At 65.0% G+C, this 25,794-nt stretch carries 23 protein-coding genes and 3 pseudogenes; 7 read left to right on the top strand and 19 right to left on the bottom strand.

The features are described 5' to 3' along the window. Nucleotides 1-65 precede the first annotated feature (65 nt). A complete protein-coding gene (locus FFI87_RS30065; protein WP_006750620.1) occupies nt 66-260 on the top strand; it encodes a hypothetical protein in 195 nt (64 codons plus the stop codon). Between the two features lie 123 nt (nt 261-383). Here the strand turns inward: FFI87_RS30065 and FFI87_RS30060 are convergent, their stop codons facing one another. The 8 genes from FFI87_RS30060 to FFI87_RS30025 form a co-directional block, all read right to left on the bottom strand. Then, on the bottom strand, nt 384-1,064 hold the full coding sequence (locus tag FFI87_RS30060) for a GntR family transcriptional regulator (RefSeq protein ID WP_138850808.1): 681 nt from the start codon (nt 1,062-1,064) through the stop codon (nt 384-386). A 240-nt stretch (nt 1,065-1,304) separates the two neighbouring features. After that, on the bottom strand, nt 1,305-1,499 hold the full coding sequence (locus FFI87_RS30055; protein ID WP_138850807.1) for a hypothetical protein: 195 nt from the start codon (nt 1,497-1,499) through the stop codon (nt 1,305-1,307). A gap of 58 nt (nt 1,500-1,557) precedes the next feature. Beyond that, complete coding sequence (locus FFI87_RS30050) at nt 1,558-2,880, bottom strand: MFS transporter (protein WP_138850806.1); 1,323 nt, start codon at nt 2,878-2,880, stop codon at nt 1,558-1,560. Between the two features lie 55 nt (nt 2,881-2,935). After that, on the bottom strand, nt 2,936-4,150 hold the full coding sequence (gene tcuB / locus FFI87_RS30045) for a tricarballylate utilization 4Fe-4S protein TcuB (protein ID WP_138850805.1): 1,215 nt from the start codon (nt 4,148-4,150) through the stop codon (nt 2,936-2,938). Continuing rightward, nucleotides 4,137-5,546: an FAD-dependent tricarballylate dehydrogenase TcuA gene (tcuA, locus tag FFI87_RS30040; RefSeq protein WP_012372224.1), complete on the bottom strand. Its 1,410-nt coding sequence runs from the start codon at nt 5,544-5,546 to the stop codon at nt 4,137-4,139. Before tcuA ends, tcuB begins: the two co-directional genes overlap by 14 nt. A gap of 74 nt (nt 5,547-5,620) precedes the next feature. Continuing rightward, complete coding sequence (locus FFI87_RS30035; RefSeq protein WP_012372223.1) at nt 5,621-6,562, bottom strand: LysR family transcriptional regulator; 942 nt, start codon at nt 6,560-6,562, stop codon at nt 5,621-5,623. 126 nt (nt 6,563-6,688) lie between these two features. Further along, entirely contained in the window at nt 6,689-7,495 is an 807-nt protein-coding gene (locus FFI87_RS30030; protein ID WP_138850804.1) for a hypothetical protein, read from the bottom strand. Between the two features lie 93 nt (nt 7,496-7,588). Then, complete coding sequence (locus FFI87_RS30025; RefSeq protein ID WP_138850803.1) at nt 7,589-8,455, bottom strand: NmrA family NAD(P)-binding protein; 867 nt, start codon at nt 8,453-8,455, stop codon at nt 7,589-7,591. A gap of 223 nt (nt 8,456-8,678) precedes the next feature. Here FFI87_RS30025 and FFI87_RS30020 point away from each other — a divergent pair, with 223 nt between their 5' ends. Further along, the gene (locus FFI87_RS30020) at nt 8,679-9,611 is read left to right on the top strand and encodes a LysR family transcriptional regulator (protein WP_138850802.1); all 933 of its coding nucleotides are present in this window, start codon (nt 8,679-8,681) and stop codon (nt 9,609-9,611) included. A gap of 29 nt (nt 9,612-9,640) precedes the next feature. Here FFI87_RS30020 and FFI87_RS30015 read toward each other — a convergent pair whose 3' ends face one another. The 3 genes and pseudogenes from FFI87_RS30015 to FFI87_RS30005 form a co-directional block, all read right to left on the bottom strand. Then, the gene (locus FFI87_RS30015; protein ID WP_138850801.1) at nt 9,641-10,027 is read right to left on the bottom strand and encodes an MAPEG family protein; all 387 of its coding nucleotides are present in this window, start codon (nt 10,025-10,027) and stop codon (nt 9,641-9,643) included. An 83-nt stretch (nt 10,028-10,110) separates the two neighbouring features. Next, nucleotides 10,111-10,230 (bottom strand): annotated as a pseudogene (locus FFI87_RS35085) (AraC family transcriptional regulator); the annotation flags it as partial. A 300-nt stretch (nt 10,231-10,530) separates the two neighbouring features. Then, nucleotides 10,531-11,661 (bottom strand): alpha/beta fold hydrolase, encoded by a 1,131-nt coding sequence (locus FFI87_RS30005; RefSeq protein WP_138850900.1) that lies wholly within the window; start codon nt 11,659-11,661, stop codon nt 10,531-10,533. A gap of 371 nt (nt 11,662-12,032) precedes the next feature. Here FFI87_RS30005 and FFI87_RS30000 point away from each other — a divergent pair, with 371 nt between their 5' ends. Further along, nucleotides 12,033-12,662, top strand: coding sequence for a TetR/AcrR family transcriptional regulator (locus tag FFI87_RS30000; protein ID WP_138850800.1), 630 nt, complete (start codon nt 12,033-12,035; stop codon nt 12,660-12,662). A 253-nt stretch (nt 12,663-12,915) separates the two neighbouring features. Next, nucleotides 12,916-13,044 (top strand): annotated as a pseudogene (locus FFI87_RS35080) (TetR/AcrR family transcriptional regulator); the annotation flags it as partial. 215 nt (nt 13,045-13,259) lie between these two features. On the opposite strand, the gene abaF reads toward FFI87_RS35080, so the two are convergent. Further along, nucleotides 13,260-14,639, bottom strand: coding sequence for a fosfomycin efflux MFS transporter AbaF (gene abaF / locus FFI87_RS29985; protein WP_012372216.1), 1,380 nt, complete (start codon nt 14,637-14,639; stop codon nt 13,260-13,262). A gap of 578 nt (nt 14,640-15,217) precedes the next feature. Between abaF and FFI87_RS29980 the strand changes: the two genes are divergently transcribed. Then, on the top strand, nt 15,218-16,159 hold the full coding sequence (locus FFI87_RS29980) for a dihydrodipicolinate synthase family protein (RefSeq protein WP_012372215.1): 942 nt from the start codon (nt 15,218-15,220) through the stop codon (nt 16,157-16,159). A gap of 292 nt (nt 16,160-16,451) precedes the next feature. Here FFI87_RS29980 and FFI87_RS29970 read toward each other — a convergent pair whose 3' ends face one another. After that, nucleotides 16,452-16,706 carry a hypothetical protein gene (locus tag FFI87_RS29970; RefSeq protein WP_138850799.1) on the bottom strand — a complete coding sequence of 85 codons (255 nt, stop codon included), beginning with the start codon at nt 16,704-16,706 and terminating at the stop codon, nt 16,452-16,454. Nucleotides 16,707-16,958: 252 nt separating this feature from the next. Next, entirely contained in the window at nt 16,959-17,669 is a 711-nt protein-coding gene (locus FFI87_RS29965) for a TetR/AcrR family transcriptional regulator (protein ID WP_138850798.1), read from the bottom strand. A gap of 52 nt (nt 17,670-17,721) precedes the next feature. Between FFI87_RS29965 and shc the strand changes: the two genes are divergently transcribed. Beyond that, nucleotides 17,722-19,770 (top strand): squalene--hopene cyclase, encoded by a 2,049-nt coding sequence (gene shc, locus FFI87_RS29960; RefSeq protein ID WP_138850797.1) that lies wholly within the window; start codon nt 17,722-17,724, stop codon nt 19,768-19,770. A gap of 24 nt (nt 19,771-19,794) precedes the next feature. Here the strand turns inward: shc and ampC are convergent, their stop codons facing one another. The 3 genes and pseudogenes from ampC to FFI87_RS29940 form a co-directional block, all read right to left on the bottom strand. Continuing rightward, nucleotides 19,795-20,964, bottom strand: coding sequence for a class C beta-lactamase (gene ampC, locus FFI87_RS29955; RefSeq protein WP_138850796.1), 1,170 nt, complete (start codon nt 20,962-20,964; stop codon nt 19,795-19,797). A 185-nt stretch (nt 20,965-21,149) separates the two neighbouring features. After that, a pseudogene (locus tag FFI87_RS29945) lies at nt 21,150-21,960 on the bottom strand (alpha/beta fold hydrolase). A gap of 110 nt (nt 21,961-22,070) precedes the next feature. Beyond that, nucleotides 22,071-22,526: a hypothetical protein gene (locus FFI87_RS29940; RefSeq protein ID WP_138850794.1), complete on the bottom strand. Its 456-nt coding sequence runs from the start codon at nt 22,524-22,526 to the stop codon at nt 22,071-22,073. 368 nt (nt 22,527-22,894) lie between these two features. On the opposite strand from FFI87_RS29940, the gene FFI87_RS35075 reads away from it, so the two are divergent. After that, nucleotides 22,895-23,029, top strand: coding sequence for a hypothetical protein (locus FFI87_RS35075; RefSeq protein WP_006750603.1), 135 nt, complete (start codon nt 22,895-22,897; stop codon nt 23,027-23,029). 102 nt (nt 23,030-23,131) lie between these two features. On the opposite strand, the gene FFI87_RS29930 is transcribed toward FFI87_RS35075, so the two are convergent. Then, entirely contained in the window at nt 23,132-24,319 is a 1,188-nt protein-coding gene (locus FFI87_RS29930; protein ID WP_138850793.1) for a beta-propeller fold lactonase family protein, read from the bottom strand. A 193-nt stretch (nt 24,320-24,512) separates the two neighbouring features. After that, nucleotides 24,513-25,775 (bottom strand): saccharopine dehydrogenase family protein, encoded by a 1,263-nt coding sequence (locus FFI87_RS29925; protein WP_138850792.1) that lies wholly within the window; start codon nt 25,773-25,775, stop codon nt 24,513-24,515. Between the last annotated feature and the right edge of the window lie 19 nt (nt 25,776-25,794).

Below are 25,794 nucleotides of genomic sequence, written 5' to 3'. Positions count from 1 at the left end.
TCGTCGCAGCGGGCACGCACGATGCGTGTTCGCAGCGACGTCGGAAACGCCAAAGGAGGTGTGCGATGCAGACGACCAGAACGCCGGCGGGGCAGAATCAAGACCCGCCGTTGAATCCGGGCGACGAAGGACCGCCCGATGCGCCCGGGGTCGGCGAGGATCTGTGCGGAGTATGCCGCGGCACCGGCATGGTCGAAGGGCAGAAATGCGCGGTATGCGGCGGAACCGGCAAGGTATTGCAGGGAATCGGCGGCGGGTAAGAGAGCGTGATGATGGATGCAAGCGGGATCCGGCGATGCACGGACAGCCTGCGCATCGCATGCGACCCCGCTTCACTGCGCCGGAGGCTAGTGCTGCATGTCAGCCCTGGCGCCCGGATGACCTCAACGCCCCAGCCGGCGGTCACGCAGGAACGCATTCAACTCACCGCCCGCATGCTCGATGTGCCGCTTGAGCAGTGACGCCGCCGCGCGCGCATCGCCGTTGCGACACAAGGAGACGAGTTCGGCGTGTTCGGATTCGGCCACGTCGCGCGCGGCCTCGGATAGAGACAGTTGCACGCGCGTGTAACGGTCGGTCTGTTGCAGCAGCGACGCGACGATCGCCGTGGTCTTCGGCTGGTCGGCGCGCGACAGCAGCAGCTGATGCAGTTCGGTGTTCAGTTCGCCCCAGCGTCCGGACTGGCTCGCATGCAGCACTTCGCTGTACTCCGCGAGAATCGCATCGAGCCGCGCGAAATCCTCGGCGGTGAGCTTCGGAATCGATTTCTTCAGCAGCACGGGTTCCAGCAGCGCGCGCAATTCGAACAGTTCGGTGATGTCCTCCGGGGACAGCTCCGAGACAATCGCGCCCTTGTGGGGCAGGATCTTCACGAGCCCTTCGCTCTCGAGCTGCACGAGCGCTTCGCGCAGCGGGATGCGGCTGATGCCGAGTTCGGTCGCGAGCGCATCCTGGCGAAGCTGGTAGCCGTCGACATACTCCCCTGTCAGGATACGGCGGCGCAATTCGTTCGCTGCGGCTTCGGCGCGCGTGGCGTAGACAAGAGCAGGGCGTTTCTCGTTCATGTTGCGGTTCGGACTGGGGGAAGGCGGGCAAGCAAGCGCCGGTGCGGCGGCGGATATTGCATATTTTCTACAATATTAGCAGAGCGGTCTTGCGGGGGAAGGGCGGAGGATGCCTATTGTCACGCCGCCGTGCCGTTCGATCAGACAACAGTAGGGGTTCTCGGCGGATTTCGGCGGATGTCGCTTGCCGCCCCTCCACCAGTCATTCGAGAGTCGGCACCATCAATGGTAGCTTTGGGCCTACAGTCCATACCAAGAAAGGTAGAAAGCCACGATCGGCTTGGGCATCGCGCCGATGCCCCCCTCCTCGCGGATCAGATGCCAACGGACTTCATCGTTCGATACTTCGATGCGCACACTCAAAGGCCGCTCCAGACTCGCCCCTGCAAGCGAGAGCAACGCCTCGTATGAGTGGCGCGGGAAATAGCCGACCAACAGACAATCGTTCGCCGCTTCGAGCGTGGCCTCGTCGAGCGTGGCCAGCGGATGATCGCTATCGGGCCGACGATGCCACCGACGGGTTGCTACCCGCACGGCGGCGGTACAGTCCGAGCGTCGCGCACAAACCGCAGAACGCAGCGAAGCTCAGCCAGTAGCCGGGTGCGGCCTTGTCATGCAGGACCTGAATCAGATACGTCGATACCGCTGGCGTAAAGCCACCGAACAGCGCCGTCGCGAGACTGAACGCCAGCGAGAAGCCCGCGACGCGCACTTCGACCGGCATCACTTCGGTGAGCGCGGCGACCATCGCGCCGTTATACATGCCGAAGAAGAACGAGAACCACAGCAGCACGATCAGCATCCGCGCGAAGCTCGGTGCATCGGCGAGCCAGGACAGCGCCGGATAAGCAGTGAAGATCGCCAGCACCGAAATGGCGAGCAGCAGCGGCTTGCGGCCGATGCGATCGGAGATCATGCCGCCGATCGGCAGCCAGACGAAATTCGATGCAGCCGCGAGCAGCGTCACCATCAAGCTGTCGGAGGTGGACAGCTTCAGCACCGACTTGCCGAAAGTCGGCGTATAGACCGTGATGAGATAGAAGGTGGTGGTGGTCATTGCCGTCAGCAGCATGCCGCCGACGACGATGCGCCAGTTGCCGAGCAGCATCGCAAAAATGTCGCGCGTCTGCGGATGATGCCGCCGCGCTTCGAACGCCGCGGTCTCCTGTAGCGAACGGCGCAACACGAACAGGAACGGCACGATCGCGCAGCCGATAAAAAACGGCACGCGCCAGCCCCATGCGGCGATCTGCTGTGCGGACAGCCACTCGTTCAGAGCGTAACCGATGGCCGCCGCCATGACGATGGCGACCTGCTGGCTCGCCGACTGCCAACTCGTGTAAAAGCCCTTGTTGCCGGGCGTCGCCATTTCCGCGAGATAGACGGACACGCCGCCGAGTTCGGCTCCCGCCGAGAAGCCCTGCAACAGACGCCCGAGCAGTACGAGCGCGGGGGCGAGCAGGCCGATGGTCGCGTACCCCGGCACGCAGGCAATCAGAATGGTGCCGCTCGCCATGATGGACAGCGTAACGATCAGCCCGGTGCGCCGTCCGACCTTGTCGATATACGCGCCGAGAAAGACCGCACCGAGCGGACGCATGAGAAAACCAGCGCCGAACACGGCGAAAGTGAGCATCAGCGACGCGAATTCGCTGGTGGAAGGGAAAAAGATCCTCGAGATCGATGTCGCGTAGAAACCGAACAGAAAGAAATCGAACTGTTCGATGAAGTTGCCACTGGTCACGCGCAACACGGCGGCGGCCCTTGTCATGGGCGAAACGCCGGACGAAGCGGCGATCGGTTCGATACGGTTCATTGTGTCTCCTGCTTGTTATCCATGGTGATGCGCACCCAAGGCGCCCTGGTGACTGCTAATCCGAACCGAGGTTCAATGTGTTGCGTTGCCGCTTCTCGATCGACGACTTGAGCAGCGCTGCAGAACGGAAGATGCCGTGCGCGAATTTGCCGTAAGGCAGCGTGGCGAACAACGCCATCACGATGCCGAGATGAATCGCAAGCAGCGACGGCATTGCCGAAGTCGTGCGGAGCGCGAGCAACGCGAGACCGGATGCGCTCGTCAGCAGCAGGAGCGCGATGAAGCCGCGGTCCATCGGGCGCTGACGAGCATCGCCCCGCTCCGGAACGCGTTTCAGGTTCAGCCAAAGCAGTCCCGCCGGCCCCGCAATCAGTCCGATGCCGCCCCCCGTTCCCAGCAGCACCGGCACGCTCAGAAACGGATACGGCGCTTCCAGACCGAATGCGTAGTGATAGAGCGTCGCGACCGCGGTTGCCGCAAAGCACAGCATGAAGCCGTAGAACGTCAGGTGATGGAAACGGCGCCGCGCCAGCGTGAAGGCATCGTTCTTTTCATTGCAGCCGTCGCCGTGGCCACCGTCCAGGTACTTGAGCGTCAGCGCGTGCTTGGCCGCTTCCGCGACGGCTGGCGCGCTCGCCCTCGCCGTTCCTGCCGACACGTCGCGCCAGAAACGCGTGACGCCCAGTCCGAGCGCGAGACTGGCGAACAGGAAAACGATGCCGAACATCGCCGCGAGCAAGTTGTGCGGGAAGATCACGTAGAAGTTCGCTCGCGCGACATCGCCCGACATGCTGCCGCGCAATGACGTGCCGAGCAGCAGGAACAGCGCGAGTCCGGCCGCCAGCGCAACCGACAAAGTCAGGCCGTTGCGCTTGTACAGCGCGCCGAACGATGCAGGAAACGCATACTCGGTGTAAGTCTCGAGCCGGACCTCAGCCATCGCTTTCGGCACGTTCACGCCGAATTCGTGCGGCGGCGCGTATTGGCACGCGTGATAACACGCGCCGCAGTTGTGGCAGAGATTCGCCAAGTAGTTGACGTCGGCCTTGCCGAACTCGAGGCGACGCGTCATTGCCGGGAATACGGCGCAGAATCCTTCGCAGTAGCGGCACGCATTGCAGATCTGCATCTGCCGCGCCACTTCGGTTTCTCCGGCGCTCATCGGCAAAATCGGGATCACGCGCGCCGTGCCGCCGTGCGAAGCCTCTGTCGTATCGCGCGATAACGTCGTGCGTGTGCGTTCGGGTGCGAGCGCGTCAGACTGTTGCACTGGTTGTCTCCATAGTTTTGAGTGCCGCACGCGCGGCCTGCGTCCCGGCAATGCGCCCGAAGGCCGTGCCGATCGACATGCCGACGCCCGCCGTATAGCCCTTGCCGAGCACGTTGCCAGCCATCATTTCGCCAGCCACGAACAGGTTCTCGCTGGCTTTCCCGCCGAAGTGGACCTGCGCGCGATCGTTGGTTTTGAGACCTAGATACGTGAACGTGATGCCCGGCCGCAGCGCATAACCGTAGAACGGCGCCGTATCGAGGCGCCGCGCCCAGTGCGTCTTGGGCGGCACGAGGCCTTCGGTGTGGCAGTCGTCGAGCGCGGTGTGGTCGAAAGTGCCGTCGCGACACGAATCGTTATAGCGTGTGAGCGTTTCCATGAAGCGCGCTTCCGGCAGCCCGAGCTTGCGCGCGAGTTCCGGCAGCGTGTCGGCCTTTTCGCCGGGAAACACCGGTGGCATGAAGCGGCCACTTGCTTTTGAGTCGATGATCGAATAGCCGATCTGTCCCGGCTGGTGCGCGACGAGCCGTCCCCAAATTGCATAGCGCTTCGGCCAGAAATCCTCGCCTTCGTCGTAGAAACGCTCGGCGTCACGATTCACCACGACGCCCAGCGACACGCAGTCGATGCGCGTACAGATGCCGCCGTCATACAGCGGCGCGCGCGCATCGATGGCGACGCAGTGCGACTGCGACGGATCGCCGATCATGTCCGCACCGGCGTCGGTCATATGCTTGATGAGCACGCCCTTGTTGAAGCGCGTGCCGCGAATCAGGAAGTTGTCGGCAGGCCATTCGCCGCGTGCGTTTTGCCCCCACGCTTCGCGCAGCCATTCGCGATTCGATTCAAAGCCGCCCGCTGCCAGCACGCAGGCGCGTGCCTCGAAGCACCGGCTGCCGCTGCGCGCCGCGATGAAGCGGCTGCCGTCGAGTTCGAGCGAATCGATTGGTGTTTCGTAGCGGATATCGACGCCGAGCGCTTCGGCGCTGCGGTAGTACGCGTTGACGAGCGCCTTGCCGCCGCCCATGAAGAACGCATTGGTGCGCGCTACGTGCAGCGCCCCCGAGAGCGGCGGCTGGAAGCGCACGCCGTGCTTCTGCATCCACGGCCGGCACGACGACGACGCGCGGATCGTCAACCGCGCGAGATGCTCGTTCGTGATGCCGCCGGTGACTTTCAGCAGGTCCTGCCAGAATTCCTCTTCCGGATAGGCATCGACGAGAACGTCCTGCGGCACATCGTGCATGCAGCGCAGATTGCGGGTGTGTTGCGAGTTGCCGCCGCGCCATTCGCGCGGCGCGGATTCGAGAAGCAGGACGGAGGCGCCAGCTTCTCGCGCCATCAATGCGGCGCACAGCGCGGCATTGCCTCCTCCGATTACGAGCACATCGACCATTAGACTTGTCTCCTTTCAGACGCATCGTAAAGATCGAGTGCCCGCTTCGCTATCAGCCGGCCGTCAACGGGTCTTCATCTTTTGTGAAGACCATGGTCCCGCAATCGCGCACCTGGCCAGCGCCCTTCCTGCACGAGTTGACGGGCGACATCGACGAGCACCACGCGCGCAGCAAGACCGGCGGGAGACAGTTCGTCGTCGGAGATGCTGGCGAGCATGTTTGGCCGCGTGGCGTATTTCTCCGCGACGGGAACGCTCTTTAGTATTACGTTCTCGGGCCTTGCCAGCGCAGCGCCCGGCTGTATCGTCGCGCCGATGCCCGTGCGGACGAAGTCCATCAGAAGCGCCAGGCCGTCGACTTCGGCGACGATGTTCGGCTGATATTCGGCGCGCTTGAACGCTGATAACAGCTGCGAACGCAGCCCGTGCGTGCCGCTGGGAAGAATGAGCGGAAGCTTGCCGAGATTTTTTAGGCGGACGGATGTGCTGGTCGGCATGCCATCCAGATCGCTCGCGCCGATCAGAAACAGCCGCTCGTCCAGCAGCGGCAGCACGCTCCAGCGTTGCGCGGGTTCCTCGCGGAACAGCACGGCGAGATCGATCTGACGCGCGCTCAGCATGGACGCGAGATAGCCGGACAGGCTTTCGACCATGTGCAGCCGCACGTCGGGATAGCGTGAACGCATGGCCTGCATGAATGCGACACCCAGCACGCTCGCCGTGCTGGGCGCCATGCCGACGCTGACGTGGCCTGACAGACGTGCGGAGCGGGCCGCGAGCGCTGCATCGTCGATATGACGCAGCGCGAGTTGCGCCTGACGCCAGAACGCCAAACCCGCGTCAGTCGGAACGACGCCGCCCGAGGTGCGTTGGAGCAGACGCGTCGATAGTTCGCCTTCCAGACGGCTGATCTGCTGACTCAATGCCGAGGTCACCACGCCGAGCTCCAGCGCTGCCTTGCCCATGCTTCCGTGTTCGACGACGCTGAGAAAATAGCGTAATTGTCTGAGTTCCATTCCGCGCTCGGTCAAGGGGATTACATAGGCGCCATGACGCGTCCCGCCTGACGCATCAATGGACTACCGCTCATCGAACTACCGCTCACCATTCAGCCCCCACCGACGCCCTGCCTTCCGTCGACATCACTCAGGGCTTCCCTCCCCTTCCCTGGCCCCCCTAGCCGCAACCATGCGACTTTGCACAGCAACGAGTTGGTCATCCGTAGTCGCCACCAGCCACAGACGTGCCTGCTCCTCGATCCGGCGGTTGTGGTCTTTCAACGGACCCATCGTGGCAGCGGCCTTCCAGACCACCGGGCCGATACGGCTTTTCCTGCCCGATGGCGCGCCTACCAGCAGGCAGTAAGGTCCCAGCGGCAGCGACACGAACGGAAGTGCCGGACTCGCGGATACGCGCCAGTCGATGAAGGGCGCGTCGCCGATAAGCAGTGGCTGGGGCAAGCCATAGAGCACACTGAAATCGTACAGCCCAAGTTGCTCGCGCATGCCGACATAAACCCGCCGGATGTCGTCGACGACCGCCGCGCGGATCTCGTCGTCGAACATAGGCTCCTGCGCGTATCGGGCAAATGCGTTGCGAGCCTCCCCTTGATACGCACTGAACAGGCCAATCTCCACGCAGTCCTGCACTGCACGCTGCACCTCCGCTACAGAACCGGCTTCTTCCGGCTTACCCAACTGCGCAGCCCGCAAAAACCGGGCAAGTCCAGCCTCCTGAATCGCCGGCCCGTCCACAGACGCATCGTCGTCAGCCCCGTTGCCAAGCGGCACGTAGATATATTTCTCGGCTGCGAAATGCGACTTCTTGCCTTCATCAAACTTGATTTCGCAGTCGACGCAGTCCAGATAGCGAGTCCCGATTCGGCCATGCTCCCAAACCCAATTTTTCAGGAACGGACGTAGCGGATGCAGTCTGTCGTGATCAGTCATGGAACCCTCCAGGTTGCCCCAGTATAGTTCCAAGTTGCCGATCGCTCCGTACAGGACTTGGCGATCGGTCAAACCGACGGATCGAGGCTCGGCTCAGACTGCCCGCGACACAAGCTCGCGCAGAACCGTCTCCAGTTCGACGCGGCCACGCACGATTTCATCAGGATTGCTTTCGAAATCGATCCAGCCTTCGTTGAAGCCGTCCAGCATGCGCATCCGGGGCAGAGGATGCTTCATGCCCTGCCCGCGGAACAGCGATTCCCACGTCTGCCTGTCGACAACTTCCGCGCGTACCGGCGCACCCAGCACGTGCGCGAAGGCCAATGCGAGATCATTGGGGCTCACCCGGCGCGGGCCCTCGAGCTCGACCACGCGCACACCGCGCCACGTCTGCTGAAGTAGTTCGGCCGCAACGCGGCCTACGTCCGCGGTAGCCACCATCGGCACGGGCTTGTCGAGCGGTTGCAGGTAACTGGCAATGACGCCCTCGTCGCGCGCGGACGCGACATCCCACGTGGCGTTTTCCATGAACCAGCCAGGCCGCAGGAACGTCACCGGCATCGGCATCTCGCGCAGTGCCTGCTCCATCAGCGTGCGTTGCGTGAGCAGATTGATCTCGTCGGCCTGTGCGCCGATCGTCGACAGGCAAACGACTTTTTCGGGCCGCGCCTTCAGGAGCGCTGCGGATACAGCCTCGATCACCTTCCGCGCTTCGGGAAACCCGGGCGCCGGATCGAACTCCGAAGGCGGCAGAATGAAAACGCCGGTCGCGCCTTCAAAGGCGGCGGCCAGCGACGAAGCGTCCTCCATGAACGCCGTCGCGATCTCGCAACCTCGCTCTGCCCATGATCCTGCCCGCGTCGCATCGCGCACGACCGCGCGCACCGGCTGACCCGTGGCCAGCAGCTCGCGGGCCAGTGCGCCGCCGACCTGGCCGGTGATTCCTGTTATTGCATACATTGCTCGTTCTCCATGTGTGGATACATCGGGTGTCTCGGTGACACGCATTCTGGACAAACGCCGACCGAAACAAAATGACATGGATGGCATCAGATAAGTGACAACGAGTCATCAATGCGGCATGATCGACGGAGTTATCCTGCGCCGCTGCACGGCGCAGCTTTGGCGCGTTGGCCTTCGGTTAGTCGGTCGCGATCCACCACCCGCATTCACTCGAGCAACCATGAGATCCAGTAGCGAGAAGCTGTCCGGCAGCATCAGCGTGTTCGCCGCCGTGGTGGACATGAGGACGTTCGCGGCCGCATCGGAAGTCATAGGAATGACACCACCGGGCGTCAGTCGCGCAATCGCGCGACTGGAAAAAAAGCTCAACATCCGGCTCTTCAACCGAACGACACGCTCCGTCTCGCTCACTGAAGAGGGCCGCCGCTTTTACGAGCAGGTCATGCCCCATCTCGCCGGGCTGGAGGAAGCAGCCGCGGCCGCGGCAGGTAGCGCCTCCGCGGTGCGCGGAAAGCTGAGAGTCAATCTGGATCCTGTCGTCTACAGGACCATTGTTGGGCCGCAACTCGATGCGTTCATGGACGCGCACCCGGAACTCGAAATCGAGCTCATCGCACGAGACAGTCTTGGCGACCTCGTCATGGACGGCTTCGACATCGCCGTGCGATTCGGCGAGCCCCGCGCCTCTACGCTGATCGCGAGAAAGTTGCTCGATACCGGCATTGTTACGGTCGCGTCGCCTGCGTATATCGCTCGCTGGGGACGACCGACAAAACCCGAGGACCTGGAAAGCCGAAGCCACCGATGCATTGAATTTCGCAACCCGGAGACAGGCAAGCCGTTCGCGTGGGAATTCCATCGCCGGCGAAAGCGCATTGTGGTCGACACCCAGGGACGCCTCACGGTCAACGATCCGGGCGCCCTGCTCAACGCATGCCTCGCCGGTTCCGGAATTGCGCAGATGTTGCTGCTCGGTGCCGAGCCCCTGATCGCGAGCGGCCAATTGATCAATCTGTTTCCCGAATGGGCAGACGAGCGATTTCCGTTATACGCGTACTACCCGTCCCGGCATCACCTGCCGGCAAAGACGCGGGCTTTTCTCGACTTCGTTGTTGAGCTGATGGGCAAGAACGAGCGCGTCGGCACGCGCTAAGCACACGCGATCTCGTCGTCAGTCGCATCTCAAAGCAGCAGCGACACACATAGCGCCACACCGGTCAGGTAGGTGCCCAGTGCGCCGACGAACCGCAAAGGGTTGAACCTTGCCATCGTCGGCCACGCGATCAGTCCGACGACGAGCAAGCAGCGGCACACGGTTGCCGCGACCATCAGCGACACTGTCGCCGTCGAAGGCGATCGCGCGCCAAGATAGAGAAACAGCAACGCGAGGAACGGCGCGTATTCGGCCGTGTTGGCATGAGCCCGGACGAGCTTGTGTAGCAGGTTTGCGGGGTCCGGCTTGCAGCCCGACGCGGTGCCTTCACGGAAACGCATCGCCGAGATCGACAATCCGAGGCCGAACAGGAGCAGCCCTAGAACCACCACGCATGCGAGAGCAATGTTGTTCATTTGAACGAGCCTTCTTCGCAGGCGTCAACGAACGCCGGCTTGGTGGGGTAAAGCTGCACCGATCTTTTGGCAAACCCAAACCATCAGCGCAGATCGGCACGAAGGTCGCGCACACCGCGCCCGGTCCTCTGGCGCAGGAGCGCACCCAACGTCGCCCCGTCGATGTAGCCTACCTGAGCGGCCACGGCTTGCAGGTCCATGCCGCCCTACGCTTACGGTTTTCTGGATCGGCAGTTATCGACCCGATGCGGTCCTTCGGGCCGACGCGAAGTAGGTGTCCGGCGTAGGGACGTCTTTCAGTCGTCAAGTACATCCAGCACCGAGACGTCGTTCAACGTCGAGAAGCAAGCGTTACTCCCCGATCGAGGGCGGAGGAGCCAGAGGCTATGATAGACCTCGAACCATCCAACCCGAGACGCTTCACTAAAGCGTGACGGACGGGACGGGACGGTGGTCTGGAAGCCGGGCGATATTTTCAAGCGCAACGATAGCCATTCCTCAACTTAACTGCGAGTGTGATCCGCCCCACCCGCCTCCTTGGCGAAGGCGAGCAGGAGTTCGCCGAGCCGACCCGGCTGCTCCTGTTGGATCCAGTGACCAGCGCCGTCGATCAGCTCGATTCCCGCCATTCTCGTCGTCGCCTTCGTCCTCATCAGGTCGAGCGCGCCCGGCGCCGAATACGTGCCCCAATCGCTCTTGCCGCCAATGAAGAGCGACGGGACATCGATCGTCTTGCCCGAAAACAGGCGCAACTCGGCGTTCAGGCCAGGATCGGAAAGGACACGATAAGCCTGCAGGGCGCCTTGAAACCCCGTGCGGCCGTACTCTTCCGTGTACACCCCAAGTTCCGGCTCGGTGAGCCATTTGCCGGCCAGGACCTCGGCGGAGGAAGGTTGGAATGGAGCGACGGTCTCGGGCATCGTCTTGCCGAGTTCCATGACGTAATAGGTGGGCATTTGCGCAAGTTCGGCGGCGGTTGGCGCCTTCAACGGATGCGGCTTGTTGCCCGGCCAGTCGGCGCTCTTGACGTAGAAAAATGCACGAAGAAACGCGTGTAAGCCTTGTGGGGGTTGCCACATGTCATGGTTCGCCTCACGTGTGCTCAGGTATTGCTGGTAATACTTTCTCGGCGGGTCGCGCGCCGCCAGCGCGGCCGCCAACTTTTGATTGCCAGTGTTCGGTTGAACCGACGATATCTCGCTTTCCGCAATGTTGAACGGAAGCGTCGGCGGACCGGGGAACGGTGCGCTCATCAGCACCACCGAGGGAAAGACGTCAGGTCGGGCTAGCGCACAATAGGCCGCGACGGGCGAGCCGAGGTCGTGCCCGACGAGCATTGCCGTACGCCGATACCCCAACGCCAAAACCAATCCGAGAGCGTCACGCGTCATATTCAAAAGGCTGAAGGGTGCCAGCGGTGCGTCATAGTCGTTCAGCCAACCGGTGGTGCGGCCAACACCCCGCTGGTCGGGCGCCACGACGTGGTAGCCGGCGTCGGCGAGAATCGGGATCAGGTGTCGCCATCCGTAAGCCAAGTCGGGAAAACCGTGCAGAAGCAGTGCGAGCGGCCGGCCGGGGTTCTCGTAACCGGCCTCGAGAATATGGACATCGAGGCCGTTGACCCCGTGGATCATGCGCGAGCGGACCCTCTTCGGAAGCGTTCCGTTGCCATATGTTGATGTGGACAAGTCAACTCCTCCTATGGGGGTGGCGTGGGCGGGTCGAATCAAGGGGACAAACAGGCTGACCGCGCCCATCGCCAGGAAGGCTCGTCTGGACGCCGATGGCCGGAAGCGAAGTGGACGGCTCATGATGGAACGCCCCGTCCCCGTGGGAGCGCCGCCTCCAGCGTCAGCGAAGACGCACGCGACGAACGATTCGGCCGGCGGGTTTCGGTTATTCGTGCCGCGATCTCGGCAGGCTGCGCACAACTGGGCGAACCTTCTTGACTTGCGATTGGGTCGGGAGGCATCGCCGGGGCTCCGTATATGGTGATCACCATAGTATGCCAATCGCCATAGAACCATCAAGCGAAACGTGCTATGTTCTCGGCATGCCACGTAAGACTGACGCCCGCGCTCGCGCGATTGCCACGGCCCAACGACTGTTTCGCATCCAGGGCTACACTGCGACGGGATTGACCCAGATCCTTGAAGAAAGCGGTGCGCCTAAAGGATCGTTCTACTTCCACTTTCCGCGCGGCAAGGCACAACTCGCAGAAGAAGCAATCGATAGTTACATTGCGGATCGAATCGCTGTATTGCGAGACATCTCGGCGAGTACGACGGGTGACGCCCTGAATTTTGTTCATCAGATTTTCAGGACATTCGCGGCTGAAATGGTCGCCTCTGATTTCCAGTATGGATGTCTGATGCAGAATCTGGCGAATGAGCTGCCCGCGCTCGACGCCGAGCTCACCCAACGGGTAGCGCGCGGATTTGTTGAGTCGACCGAAATTATTGCGGAGCACTTTAGAGAGTGCGGTTTCGCTCCCCCGCGTGCTTCCTCCACCGCCGCTGCATTGGTAGCCGCGCTCGAAGGCGCGCGGACGATTGCCCGCCTGGAACGCACGCCCGCTATATTCGAGGCGCTGGCGCTGGTGAGTGTCCAAAAGTGCGCTGATCCCGAAAGGTAATCCGGTCCAGTGTTCTCGGTTCGACGAAATGACCGCCGAGCATCCTGTGAAGAGCGTCGGTCTTTCGCGAATGTCCGTTCGCAGACGCGCAGCCGCCGGATCAATGTCTTGCCCTTATCGCGCCTTTTCATCGCCTCGTCGTCCGAGCCTCGCTCGACCGGGCACAGAAGCTCGGATGGCCCGGCCGGTAGCGGCGATTCCGCCGTATTCGGATTGGTAAAGCGTTGACGACCTTCAGCACCACGTTCCGTAAGAATCCCCGGATCCTTTGCACTGCCTGCATCGCTAGCCAGAAACGTTTCGCAGGGCGCTGGAAAACGCAAATCGTATCTGCTTGTGCAGCTTCATGGCTGCCGAAAGCGATGACCGTCCCGATAAAGTACACCCTCGCCCTGCATTGTCCGCAACTGGTGAGGTTCTTGCGTGAGGGCAACCCGTACATCGCGAACCGGTTCGGTCGGCCGAACCAGCGGAGGGTGACGGTGAATGAATGACGAACGCCGCCATTCCTCCCCGCGCCCCAACCAGCGATACCCCACAAAAAAGCCACCCTCCCAGTGGCTTCCCATCAGCGATCACGCCGGCGTCACCCCCGCATCACGCATGCGTACGCCGGCTCGCCTCCGCATCCACATCGCGCAGCGACTTGCCGCGCGTTTCCTTCGCGACACCCACGCACACGATCGAGATCACGGCCGCGGCGACCAGGTACAGCGCGATCGGCGTCGACGAGTGATAGCGCTCGAGCAGCGACAGCCCGATCAGCGGCGCGAGCGAGCCGGCCATCAGCGGCGCGACCTGGTAGCACAGCGACAGCGCGGTATAGCGCACGTTGGTCGGGAACATCTCGGTCATCAGCGCCGAGTACGGCGAGTACGTCATCGATTCGATGAACAGACCGAGCACGATCGCGGCCATGATGATCCAGTCGTTGCCGGTATCCATCATCGGGAACGCGACGAAGCCCCAGCCGGCGGTCAGCACCGCGCCCGTCAGGTACACGGGCTTGCGGCCGACGAAGTCCGATAGCAGCCCCATCAGCGGAATGAAGAAGAAGTGGATCGCGTTGGCCGCGAACATCAGCTTCAGGATCCGCGTGGTGTCGGCGCCGACCACCAGCTTCAGGTAGGTCAACGAAAACGTGACGACCATGTAGTACAGGATGTTCTCGGCGAACCGCGCGCCAATGCCGATCAGCACCTGCTGCCAGTGATACTTCAGCACGTGAACCACGCCAAGCTGCTTTTCCTGCTTCTGTGCGCGGCGCGCCTGCGCTTCCTTGAAGATCGGCGCATCGTCGACCTTGCGGCGAATCCAGAAGCCGATCAGCACGACCACCGCCGAGAACCAGAACGCCGCGCGCCAGCCCCATGCCAAAAAGTCGGCCTCGGACAGCGAACTCGACAGCACCAGCAGGATGATGGTCGCGACGAGGTTGCCGGCCGGCACGCCGGCTTGCGGCCAGCTGGCCCAGTAGCCGCGACGGTTGTCCGGGCTGTGTTCGCTGACCAGCAGGATCGCGCCGCCCCACTCGCCGCCGAACGCGAAGCCCTGAATCAGCCGCAGCGACACCAGCAGCACCGGCGCCCAGTAGCCGATCGCATCGAAGGTCGGCAGGCAGCCCATCAGGAAGGTCGTGATGCCGACCACGATCAGGCTGACCTGCAGCAGGTACTTGCGGCCGAACTTGTCGCCGTAGTAGCCGAACACCAGCCCGCCGATCGGCCGCGCGGCGAACCCCACCGCATACAGCGCGAACGCGGCGAGCAGGCCGTCGATCGGGTTGCCGGTCTTCTTGAAGAAATGCGTGCCGAACACCAGCGCCGACGCCGTTCCATACAGGAAGAACTCGTACCACTCCGCCACCGACCCGACCATCGACGCCGCGACGACCCGCTTCAATTCCCGTTTCGACGCCGTGTCCTGCACGGCTGCTGCACTACCGGGCGAGACTGCCTCGCCGACCTGACCTGTCATCTCCGTATCTCCTCTCGTTGTCTTCCATTTCCCTTGACGGGGCGGCTCGCGAGTAAGCGCGCCGAAAGATTTTATACAATATCCAATACACAATCCATGCAATCTCAAAAATGCTGTCGGCAGAAATGCGATATGCCGAGAGGGATGAAAGCCCACGAGATGAATGCATTTGGTCCGAGGAAAGTACAGCGGCGATCTCCTTGCGTGGGGGCGCCCGTCCGATCTCCTCAGCCGTCAGGCGAAGTCGGAACGCGCATCGGGCCGGCGTCGCCGGGTTTCCGCGATCGCCGCCGAACGCCGCCGCGACGGGCTTCTCAACCCTCCCCGACCCCTTGAAAAAGACGCCCCACGTCACGCCCTTTTTATTTTATATTGTATAAAATATGCGGACTGGCTAGAATGCACTCGTCGATGGCTGACTCTCGGTCGAAACCGGAGGCAACGTTTCGGCACCGAGGCAAACAAGAGGCGGCCAGCCGCCGTCCGGGTGACGTGAAGCGCCCGCGAGACGGCGAGCGCGCGTACGGCCCAAATTGCCAGCACTGGCAATTGACCCTATCTGAATGTGAGGAAACGAGATGAGCGACAACATTTTTACCGGCACCATTCCGGCCTTGATGACTCCGTGCACCGCTGATCGTCAGCCGGATTTCGACGCGCTGGTAAAGAAGGGCAAGGAGCTGGTGGCACTCGGCATGCGCGCGGTGGTGTACTGCGGCTCGATGGGCGACTGGCCGCTGCTGACCGAAGCGCAGCGCCAGGAAGGCGTCGCGCGCCTGGTCGAAGCTGGCGTGCCGACGATCGTCGGCACCGGCGCGGTGAACTCGAAGGAAGCCGTGTCGCACGCCGCGCATGCGGCGAAGGTCGGCGCGCACGGGCTGATGGTGATCCCGCGCGTGCTGTCGCGCGGCGCGTCGCCGGCCGCACAGAAGGCCCACTTCGCCGCGATCCTGAACGCAGCGCCGAACCTGCCGGCCGTGATCTACAACAGCCCGTACTACGGCTTCGCGACCCGCGCCGATCTGTTCTTCGAACTGCGTCGCCAGCACCCGAACCTGATCGGCTTCAAGGAATTCGGCGGCGCGGCCGATATGCGCTATGCGGCCGAAAACATCACGTCGCAGGACGACAGCGTGACGCTGATGGCAGGCGTCGACACGCAGGTGTTCCACGGCTTCGTGAATTGCGGCGCGGCAGGCGCGATCACCGGCATCGGCAACGCGCTGCCGCGTGAAGTGCTGCAACTGGTCGACCTGTGCAAGAAGGCCGCGCAAGGCGATGCGGTGGCGCGCGTGCGTGCGAAGGAACTGGAAGCGGCGCTGGCCGTGCTGTCGTCGTTCGACGAAGGCTGCGACCTCGTGCTGTTCTACAAGCACCTGATGGTGCTGAACGGCGACAAGGAATACACGCTGCACTTCAACGAAACCGATGCACTGAGCGACGCGCAACGCAACTACGCGGAAGCGCAGTACACGCTGTTCCGCAACTGGTACGCGAACTGGTCGAAGACCATCGCGTAAGCCGTGCGATACGCGGTCGTGACACGGCCGCGTGCATGAGAAAGGCAAAAGCCACGGAGCGATCCGTGGCTTTTCCTTTATCCGCGCACACTCGACAGGCGCCTGCGGAGTCAATCTCGCTGCACGGCCGCTCCGCTCGCGCGCTGGTGTTCCGTAAGTAATCTTCGTGCGGCCATGGCCGATCGCATGCAACGCACTGGCCGCGGCGAGCGCCGGCACCGCAAGCAAGCTGAACACATCGCCGAAACGCCAGCCGAACCCCTCGCGACATGCGCTGCGCGCGCCTGCGCAGTCAGGGCTTCACCGTCCCCCGCCGCGACTCGATCGCGTCGAGCTTCGCGAGCAGCACGTTGCCGAGTTTCATCACGTGGCGCGGCATGCCGGGAATCGCGAGCAGCACCTCGATCCGTGCGCGCCAGTAGCCCGGACGACTCACGCGCATCGCGTACGGCATCGCCGCAGCGCCGGTATTCGCATCGCTTTCGAGCAGCGCGACCATTCTCTCGATATGAGACAGCTCGCGCTCCACGTAGTCTCTTGTCAGCATGTGATCGACACTCCCCCGCAACACGGCATCCGGCCTGGCGTCGTCGGCGTGTCGTCGCATGGGCTTTTCGCTCGACACGCCGTCGTTTCCCGTCACGGTACGCGCGTCGTGTGTCAGGAAATCGCCGGCACGCGCGAGGGTTCTCATCGTCGTATCTATGTCGTGCTGCGCAGCCCATGCCACGTCCCTGGCGAAGACGGGCGGGCAGGCGGAATCGCCGAGTTCGTCGGGAAGTTGGGCGACTGAACGCGTTCAGCCGCGCCTGCCGCGCGCGCTCGTACGCTTGCCCGTGCCCGCCGGCGGCTCGCCCGCGCTCATCCGGTCCAACTGCCGGACGATCTCCGCGCGCAGCTCGGCCGAAATCTCCACGCTGTCGAGTAGCTCCGAGATCCACAGCCCGTCGGCGGCCAGCCGGCAGATCATCAGCGTCGCCGCGCGCTCGAGCGGCACCGGGTCCGGCCGCGTCCACTCGCGCATCGGCACCGACCAGCGAGCACGCGTCTCCTGCTCGGTGATCATCGACGCGACCAGCACGCGCAGCACGTCGGTGCTCGCGGCCGGCTGCGCGGTGTCGAGCACCGCATGCAGATACGCCCGCGCCGCCGCGCCGTCCCCATGCGAATCGGCCGCCCGACGCGCGGCCATCTGCGTCGCGAAGCGTTCGGTCGCCTGCCCGAACAGCGCATCGAGCAGGCCCTGCTTGTTCGCGAAGTGATACTGCAGCGCACCTTTGGTCACGCCCGCGCGCTCGGCGACCGCGTCGAGCGTCAGCGCGGCCACGCCCTGACCGGTCGCGATGTCCGACGCGGCTTCCAGCAGCTGCGCGCGCACCTGCTCCGGCGCCTTTTTCCGCCGCACGCCTGCGACGGGCGTGGGCGCGGCCGCGCTCCGGGCGTCGGCCGGTCCGGCCGTGTCGACAGGCGCGGCGGTATCGCGCGAAGCGGGTTCGAGGCGTTTTTTCATGGGGGCGATGTTAGCACCCGCGGTCTCGATATAAACATTCCGTCTGGATGGTATGATCCGCCGCATGAACAAACCCGCCCCCTCCCCCTGGTCCGCGCTCGACGCCGCGATCGCCCGCGGACGCGACGCGCTGATGCACCTTCAGCAGCTTGACGGCAGCTGGTGTTTCGAACTCGAATCCGACGCGACGATCACCGCGGAATACATCCTGATGATGCATTTCATGGACAAGATCGACGACGTGCGCCAGGAGAAGATGGCGCGCTACCTGCGTGCGATCCAGCGGCTCGACACGCACGGCGGGTGGGATCTGTACGTCGATGGCGACCCGGACGTGTCGTGCAGCGTGAAGGCGTACTTCGCGCTGAAGGCCGCCGGCGACAGCGAGCATGCGCCGCACATGGTCCGCGCGCGCGACGCGATCCTCGCGCTCGGCGGCGCGGCACGCTCGAACGTGTTCACGCGCATCCTGCTCGCGACGTTCGGCCAGGTGCCGTGGCGCGCGGCGCCGTTCATGCCGATCGAATTCGTGCTGTTTCCGAAGTGGGTGCCGATCTCGATGTACAAGGTCGCGTACTGGGCCCGCACGACGATGGTGCCGCTGCTCGTGCTGTGCTCGCTGAAAGCGCGTGCGCGCAACCCGCGCAACATCGCGATCCCCGAGCTGTTCGTCACGCCGCCCGAGCAGGAGCGCCAGTACTTCCCGCCCGCGCGCGGGATGCGCCGCGCGTTCCTCGTGCTCGATCGCGTGGTGCGCCATGTCGAGCCGCTGCTGCCGAAACGCCTGCGGCAGCGCGCGATCCTGCATGCGCAAGCGTGGTGCGCCGAGCGCATGAACGGCGAGGACGGCCTCGGCGGGATCTTTCCGCCGATCGTCTACAGCTACCAGATGATGGACGTGCTCGGCTACCCGGACGATCATCCGCTGCGCCGCGACTGCGAGAACGCGCTGGAGAAGCTGCTGGTCACGCGGCCCGACGGCAGCATGTACTGCCAGCCGTGCCTGTCGCCGGTATGGGACACCGCGTGGAGCACGATGGCGCTCGAGCAGGCGCGCGGCGTGGCCGTGCCGGAAGCCGGCGCGCCCGCCAGCGCACTGGACGAACTCGACGCACGCATCGCGCGCGCGTACGACTGGCTGGCCGAGCGCCAGGTGAACGACCTGCGCGGCGACTGGATCGAGAACGCGCCCGCCGACACGCAACCGGGCGGCTGGGCGTTCCAGTACGCGAACCCGTACTACCCCGACATCGACGACAGCGCGGTCGTCACCGCGATGCTCGACCGCCGCGGCCGCACGCATCGCAACGCGGACGGCTCGCATCCGTATGCGGCGCGCGTCGCGCGCGCGCTCGACTGGATGCGCGGTCTGCAATCGCGCAACGGCGGGTTCGCGGCCTTCGACGCCGACTGCGACCGCATGTACCTGAACGCGATTCCGTTCGCCGATCACGGCGCGCTGCTCGATCCGCCGACCGAGGACGTGTCGGGCCGCGTGCTGCTGTGCTTCGGCGTCACGAAGCGCGCGGACGACCGCGCGTCGCTCGCGCGCGCGATCGACTACGTGAAGCGCACGCAGCAGCCCGACGGCAGCTGGTGGGGCCGCTGGGGCACGAACTACCTGTACGGCACGTGGAGCGTGCTGGCCGGGCTCGCGCTTGCGGGCGAGGACCCCTCGCAGCCGTACATCGCCCGCGCGCTCGCGTGGCTGCGCGCCCGCCAGCACGCGGACGGCGGCTGGGGCGAGACGAACGACAGCTACATCGACCCTACGCTCGCCGGCACCAATGCGGGCGAAAGCACGTCGAACTGCACCGCGTGGGCGCTGCTCGCGCAGATGGCGTTCGGCGACTGCGAATCGGAATCGGTCAGGCGCGGCATCGCGTATCTGCAATCCGTGCAGCAGGACGACGGCTTCTGGTGGCACCGGTCGCACAACGCGCCGGGCTTTCCGCGCATCTTCTACCTGAAGTATCACGGCTATACCGCGTACTTCCCGCTGTGGGCGCTTGCGCGCTATCGGCGGCTGGCTGGCGGCGTGTCGTCGGCCGGCGTGCACGCGGTGCCCGCGTCCACGGGCGCGGACGCGGCGCTCGCCTGAGCGCCGGCACGCGCACGACGCGCGTTACGGCTTGCCGTTCAGCGACTCGACGATCCGGTACGCGGCTTTCACGCGATCCTCGATCGGGAAGCTGCGGTTCGCGAGCATCACGATTGCCATCCGCTTCGCAGGGACGAACGCGACATAGGTGCTGAAGCCGTTGGTCGAGCCGGTCTTGTTGATCCACGTGTCCGGGCGCGGCGCGAGCGGCGGCTTGAGTTCGGTCGCGGGCGTCGCGCCGTGGAGCATCGCCGGCCCGTTGCCTTCGAGCAGCGTCGGCAGCGCGACCGGATACGGATACTGTTCCCAGATCAGGTCCTGCGTGAACGGCCCCGCACGGAAATAGCCGGTGTGCGTGCGCTCGAGCGCGCGCTGCAGACGCGGCGCCGTGTCGACGAGCCCCATGTTCGCCTGCACGAAGCGCAACAGGTCGGCCGCCGTCGTCTTCACGCCGTACGCCGGCTGCCACAGCATGCCGCCGGTCATCCGGATCGGCTTGCCGTCCTGCGTATAGCCTTGCGCATAGTCGCCCCGGCGTGCGGCGGGCACGTTGATATAGGTATGCGTCATCCCGAGCGCGGGGAACAGCCGCTGTTCCATCAATGCCGCGAAGTCGCGGTTCATCGCCTTCGCGGTGAGTTGCCCGAGCATCCCGAGCGCGACGTTCGAATACGTGCGGCGCGTGCCCGGCGCGTACGCGGGCCGCCACGCATCGAGATAGCGCATCAGGGCCGCGTCGTCGCGGATGCTGTCGGGCACCTGCAGCGGCATCCCGCCCGGCGTGTACGTGCCGAGCTCGAGCAGCGTCACGCCGCCGAACGCCTTGCCCTGCAGCGCGGGCAGGTACTTGGCCACTGGATCCGACAGCGACAGCTCGCCGCCCTCCTGCGCATCGGACGCGAGCGTCCCGGTCAGCGTCTTGCTGACGGAGCCGATCTCGAACAACGTGTCGCCGGTTACCGGCTTGCCGGTCTGCGTCGACATCACGCCGTAGTCGAACACGTAGGGCTTGCCGTCGGCGACGATGCCGATCGCCATGCCGGGAATGGCGAACTGCTTCATCAGCGGCGCGACGTTGCGGGTCACGGTGTCGTGAATCTCGTCGGGCGTGGCGGCCGCCGCGCGGCCGGCCGTGACGGCGGTGCACGCGGCGACGAACAGGGTCGCGGCGATGCGTATCGCGTTGAATCGCATGGTTGCGGTTCCTTCGATTTTCTGATGGTTGTGTGAACAACGGGTCCGGCCGCGCTGCGCGGAGACTACTGCAGCCGGCCGGTCGAAGCAGGACTATCCGCCGCCGGCCGCCGTTCAACAATCGAGGATATTTTGCGCGAGCCTAAAGAAAATCTTATGCAACGCATGCACCGGCCATGCCGATGTCAGTCAGGCAACCGGTCGAGAAAGGCCAGCATCGCGGCGTTGAAACGCGCCGGCCGCTGCAGCGGCGCGAAGTGGCTCACGCCGGGCAGGATCGTCAGCGTCGCGCCCGGAATCGTGCGCGCGAGATAGGCCGCATGCTCGGGGCGGATGAACTCGTCGTGCTCGCCCTGCACGATCGCGACCGGCACCGCGATCGCCGCGAGGTCGGCCGCGCTGTAATCCGGTTGCGTGCGCATCATTTCGCTGACGGCCGCGACGAACGCGTCGAACTGGTCGGGCGTCGCGGACAGTCGCGCGTAGTCCTTGCGGTGCCGCGCGAAGCAGCGGTCGATCAGCGGGCTCGGCACCATCTCCTTCGTGCCGCCCGGATCCATGTTGCACGCGAAGAAGAACACGCCCGCCGCGCGCTGCGGCGCGCGGGCGGCCAGCACGAGCGACACGCACGCGCCGTCGCTCCAGCCGACGAAGCGCGCGCCCGATGTGCAGCGCATCGAGTACCGCGAGCACGTCGGAGGCCATGCGTTCGTACGAATAGGGGCGATCGTCGCGCGTGCTGCGGCCGTGGCCGCGGCTGTCGATCACGATCGCGCGATAGCCGGCCGCGAGCAGCGCCGGCACCTGGTTACCCCAGTTGCCGCTGTGCCCGAGGCCGCCGTGCAGCAGCACGACTGGCGGGCCGTCGCCGAACGACGCGTGCCAGATGCGCGCGCCGTCGTGGTCAAGCCATCCTTCGGCATCGGCCGCGGGCAGCGGCGTGCCGCCTTGCGCGTCGAAGCGGACGAGGTCGTCGTCGGCGAATTCCGCATTCATCGTTCTGCCGTCCTTTCGAGGGAGACGAGCTTGCGATTGTAATGCGCGGCGTTAGGTGTCGCGACGCGTCGGCGTGCTGTGCTGCTGCTATGCGGCGGCGTGCCGTCCCGTCAGGCCTGCGTCGATACGAGCCCGCCCGACGTCGAGCCGCCCGACTTCTCGAGGGCCTGCGCGAGCTGCGCGATCGCCGTCGACAGCGCAGCCGAGATCGTGCTCGCTTCCGCGCTCAGCGTCTGCTGCTCCACTGCCGCGGCCGGATCATCCTTCGCGCGCTGCGCGGCGGCCGCCATTTGCTGCTGCAGTTGCGCGAGTTGCTTCTGCAAGCGCTCGATGAGCTGTTTGAGCTGCGCAACCGCGGGATCGTCGGCCGAGGATCCCGATGCGCCCAGCGTCTCGCCCGTGTCGCCTGACGGCGCGGCGCCGCTTGCCGACGTCTTCGTTGCGCCGGCCGTGGGCGACGACGCAGCCGCGGTGGCCGTGGCCGCGGCACCCGCGCCGGACGTGTTGGCGGCCGCGGTGCTGGTGGTAAGCGGGGTCTGCGTGGCGGAAGAGAGATCGATCTGCATCGTGTCGGTCCGTAATGAGTGTGTGCGACTCGTGTCGGTTGAACAGGGGAATCCTTGCAACCGGTTTACGGTATTTGTCGGACAAAACTTTAGTCCCGCCTTCGATGCGGCCGCGCAGCCCCTACCGCACGCCATGTCGTGGCAACGCTGCCGATTGTCGCGAAGGGGCCAGAATGACCGGCCGTTCACGCTGGTAAAATCGCCGGCTGCTTTCGGCAAGACTTGCGGGCTGCCCCCGCACCGGCGCCCGCCCGATCGGGCGCGACACGCGACGCCGTCCGGCGCCGTCGCAGCGCGTGCCCCGCGCCCGCAGCGACGCGACGGCTTCGGCGCGTATCCCATTCATCACGCATTTCGAGGAATTCACGATGGCCCGCATCGGCGCCTTCTGCCTGACCACGTGGCTCGCGGCCGCGATTCTCTATTTCGGCCAGCATTCGGTCGCGATGATTGCGCTCAGCGGCGTGGTCGTGTTCGGCGGGTTCGATCTGCTGCGCCCGTAACGGAGCGCCGGTTCATCGCAGGCGCGGCCCCCGCCTCGCCGCACGTCAGCCCCATCCGCATCGCCAACAGCGAACCCACAGCCAACCCACCCGCGCCACACATCAGCGCGGCAACGTCCGCAACGACGACGGCCCGCCCGACAGCGCAATGCGCTTGCCCGTATCGCGCAGCTGGCCGCCTTCCACCGCATACAGCGCAAGCTGCCGCTCGACGTTGAACTGCACGATCACGTGCCGGCTGTCGGCGGTGAATACGATGCCCTGCGCGGCTTCGCCGCCCGGCACTTCACTCGTCTGCACCGCGCGGCCGTTGCGGATCTCGAACAGCACGACCTTGCCGAGCTTGTGGCGGCCTGGGTTGTCCGGCGTGAGGTTCGAGCCGTCCATCGCCTGCACGGCGATCCACTTGCCGTTCGGCGAGATCGCGACGCCTTCCGGCAACGACGGCACGTTCAGGTACTGGACCGTGCGGAACGGCGTGCGCGACACGTCGATCAGCGCGACCGAATCGGCATCGCCCGCGAGCGTGCCCGTATAGCCCGGCAGCCCCGCGAGCCCGACGTTGCTGACGACGGCCCAGCGGTTGTCGCTCGACACGTCGATCGTGTAAGGCGCAACGCCCGTGCTCAACCGCGTGCCGCTGTCGGTCACCTTGCCGTCGTCGACGTTCAGCACCGCGACGCCCTGCTCATCGCGCAGCGACACGAGTGCATGCTTGCCGTCGTGCGTGAAGCTGATCCCGGCGAGCCGCTTCTTGCCGATCTTCAGGTTGCCGTCGAGCGTCGCCTGCGTGCCGTCGATCCGCAGGATCGACACGCTGCCGTCGACGTTCGCCACCAGCGCGACGCGACCGGACCGGTCGATCGCGATCCCCTGCGGGTGCGTGCCGAGTTCGATGCGCGTGATCGCCGCCGGCGACGCATCGAGAGTCACGACCTGCAGGAACGTGTCGTACACGAGCTGCTTCGCACCCGGGTCGTAACGCGTCGGCGCGCCGACCAGCGCGAGTTTCGCGTCGGGCGTGATCGCGACGGCCTGCGGCGGCCCCTGGATGCCGTTCTCGACGTCGACCTGCAGCGCGACCTTCGGAGGGAACACGCTGGCATCGAGCAGCGTCAGTGTGTCGGCAGGCGGCGATGCAAGAAAGGTGTCGCGGCCTTCGACGCGCTGGTACTTGCCGTCGTTGCCGGACACGATCCAGTCGGTCGCGTGCGCGGCGACGGCGGTGGTGGCAAGCGTCAGCGCGGCGAGCAGACGGGCGCGACGAAGGCGAAAAGGATTCAAATGCATGACGGACGGTTCTCCGGATCGGTTGCGGACGCAAGGAATCGCACGACCCTGCTGCTCGACGGGTCGATGCCATCGCATCATGCACTAAAGCGCGAAACCGGCGTTTTGCGCCAGCCGCGGACAATCCGCCCAAGCACGGATGCGTTCTGCATCGATCGCGATGCACACGCCGCGCGTCCGACACGCGCTCGGCTCACGCATCCGGCGGCAGCAGTTCGAAACGCAACCCGGCATGCCGCTCGAGACGTTCGACGAAGCGCGCGTCGAACATCGTCGCGGGCGTCCAGAACCCGCCGCCGCGCCCGGTCTTCACGCCGTCTCGGCTGCAATCGAGCGCGAGGCTGAGGGCGGCCTGCCCGAGCATCTTGCCGGTCGAGCCATAACCGGGATCGCGATCGCCGGTGACTTTCACGCGCAGCATCCGCCCGTCGTCGGCGCGCCCGAAGAAGCGCAGATCGTAGCGGCCGGCCAGTTGCGCTGCGACGCTCGGCCCCTCGCCGGGCTTTGGCAGCAGGAAGCGCTCCATCAGGCCGCGCACCGGCGGGATGAGCACGCCCGCCATGAACGCGCCGAGGCCGGCCACCATCGTCAGCGCGGCGAGGCGGCCCTTCAGGCCCGTGCCCGTGATGACCGCCTCGTCATAGGCGAAACGGCTGCCGTATGCGTCGTTCGCGAGCGCGTTCGAGCGATGCACGACGCGCTCGTTGACGGCCGCCATCACGAACGGCGCGATCCACGTGCCGCTGTCGCGATCGAATTCCGCCGAGCGGACCGCGTGCTGCCGCACCGTGAAGCGATGATCCGCCGGACACAGCGCATACGGATCGAGCAGTTCGCGGCGCAACGCGGGATCGGCCGCGGCTTCGCGCACGACATTGATCACGCTCGCGACCGTTCCGCCCGACGCGCCGCCCTTCAATGTCTTCACGCGCATCTTCACGTGCGTGGCCGGCGCGCCCCACTGCCGCCGTGCGTGCTGCTGCAGGAACAGCACGCCGATATCCGACGGCACCGAATCGAAACCGCAGCAATGCACGATGCGCGCGCCCGATTGCCGGGCAGTCGGCTCGTACCGTTCGATCATTCGCTTGATCCACTGCGTCTCGCCGGTGAGATCGCAGTAGTCCGTACCGGTTTGCGCGCAGATCCGGACCAGCGGTTCGCCATACAGCGCGTACGGCCCGACGGTCGACACGACGACGCGCGTGCGCGCGCACAACGCCTGCAATTGCGTGTCGTCGGCCGCATCGGCGACGATGATCGGCAGCGTCTGACCAGCGGCGCCGAGTGCCTCCCTGACATGCCGGAGCTTCGCCTCGGAGCGGCCGGCGATTGCCCAGCGTAGCGTTTCGCCGCTGCCCGACAGGTATTCGGACAAATAGCGCGTCAGGATCTGCCCGACGAAGCTGGTGGCGCCGAATACGACGAGATCGAGATCATGGGTCGGCTGGGTCATCGACGCTTCCTCTGAAAGG

The sequence above is a fragment of the Burkholderia sp. KBS0801 genome (genome assembly GCF_005937855.2).
Taxonomy (GTDB): Bacteria; Pseudomonadota; Gammaproteobacteria; order Burkholderiales; family Burkholderiaceae; genus Burkholderia; species Burkholderia ambifaria.
This window is presented reverse-complemented; position numbering and strand designations above follow the sequence as displayed.

Excerpts from the sequence above, each read along its gene's own strand:
- FFI87_RS30065 (WP_006750620.1), top strand. The coding sequence starts at position 66 with ATGCAGACGACCAGAACGCCGGCGGGGCAGAATCAAGACCCGCCGTTG.
- FFI87_RS30060 (WP_138850808.1), bottom strand. The coding sequence starts at position 1,064 with ATGAACGAGAAACGCCCTGCTCTTGTCTACGCCACGCGCGCCGAAGCC.
- FFI87_RS30050 (WP_138850806.1), bottom strand. The coding sequence starts at position 2,880 with ATGAACCGTATCGAACCGATCGCCGCTTCGTCCGGCGTTTCGCCCATG.
- tcuA (WP_012372224.1), bottom strand. The coding sequence starts at position 5,546 with ATGGTCGATGTGCTCGTAATCGGAGGAGGCAATGCCGCGCTGTGCGCC.
- FFI87_RS30035 (WP_012372223.1), bottom strand. The coding sequence starts at position 6,562 with ATGGAACTCAGACAATTACGCTATTTTCTCAGCGTCGTCGAACACGGA.
- FFI87_RS30030 (WP_138850804.1), bottom strand. The coding sequence starts at position 7,495 with ATGACTGATCACGACAGACTGCATCCGCTACGTCCGTTCCTGAAAAAT.
- FFI87_RS30025 (WP_138850803.1), bottom strand. The coding sequence starts at position 8,455 with ATGTATGCAATAACAGGAATCACCGGCCAGGTCGGCGGCGCACTGGCC.
- FFI87_RS30020 (WP_138850802.1), top strand. The coding sequence starts at position 8,679 with ATGAGATCCAGTAGCGAGAAGCTGTCCGGCAGCATCAGCGTGTTCGCC.
- FFI87_RS30015 (WP_138850801.1), bottom strand. The coding sequence starts at position 10,027 with ATGAACAACATTGCTCTCGCATGCGTGGTGGTTCTAGGGCTGCTCCTG.
- FFI87_RS30005 (WP_138850900.1), bottom strand. The coding sequence starts at position 11,661 with ATGATCCACGGGGTCAACGGCCTCGATGTCCATATTCTCGAGGCCGGT.
- FFI87_RS30000 (WP_138850800.1), top strand. The coding sequence starts at position 12,033 with ATGCCAATCGCCATAGAACCATCAAGCGAAACGTGCTATGTTCTCGGC.
- abaF (WP_012372216.1), bottom strand. The coding sequence starts at position 14,639 with ATGACAGGTCAGGTCGGCGAGGCAGTCTCGCCCGGTAGTGCAGCAGCC.
- FFI87_RS29980 (WP_012372215.1), top strand. The coding sequence starts at position 15,218 with ATGAGCGACAACATTTTTACCGGCACCATTCCGGCCTTGATGACTCCG.
- FFI87_RS29970 (WP_138850799.1), bottom strand. The coding sequence starts at position 16,706 with ATGCTGACAAGAGACTACGTGGAGCGCGAGCTGTCTCATATCGAGAGA.
- FFI87_RS29965 (WP_138850798.1), bottom strand. The coding sequence starts at position 17,669 with ATGAAAAAACGCCTCGAACCCGCTTCGCGCGATACCGCCGCGCCTGTC.
- shc (WP_138850797.1), top strand. The coding sequence starts at position 17,722 with ATGATCCGCCGCATGAACAAACCCGCCCCCTCCCCCTGGTCCGCGCTC.
- ampC (WP_138850796.1), bottom strand. The coding sequence starts at position 20,964 with ATGCGATTCAACGCGATACGCATCGCCGCGACCCTGTTCGTCGCCGCG.
- FFI87_RS29940 (WP_138850794.1), bottom strand. The coding sequence starts at position 22,526 with ATGCAGATCGATCTCTCTTCCGCCACGCAGACCCCGCTTACCACCAGC.
- FFI87_RS35075 (WP_006750603.1), top strand. The coding sequence starts at position 22,895 with ATGGCCCGCATCGGCGCCTTCTGCCTGACCACGTGGCTCGCGGCCGCG.
- FFI87_RS29930 (WP_138850793.1), bottom strand. The coding sequence starts at position 24,319 with ATGCATTTGAATCCTTTTCGCCTTCGTCGCGCCCGTCTGCTCGCCGCG.
- FFI87_RS29925 (WP_138850792.1), bottom strand. The coding sequence starts at position 25,775 with ATGACCCAGCCGACCCATGATCTCGATCTCGTCGTATTCGGCGCCACC.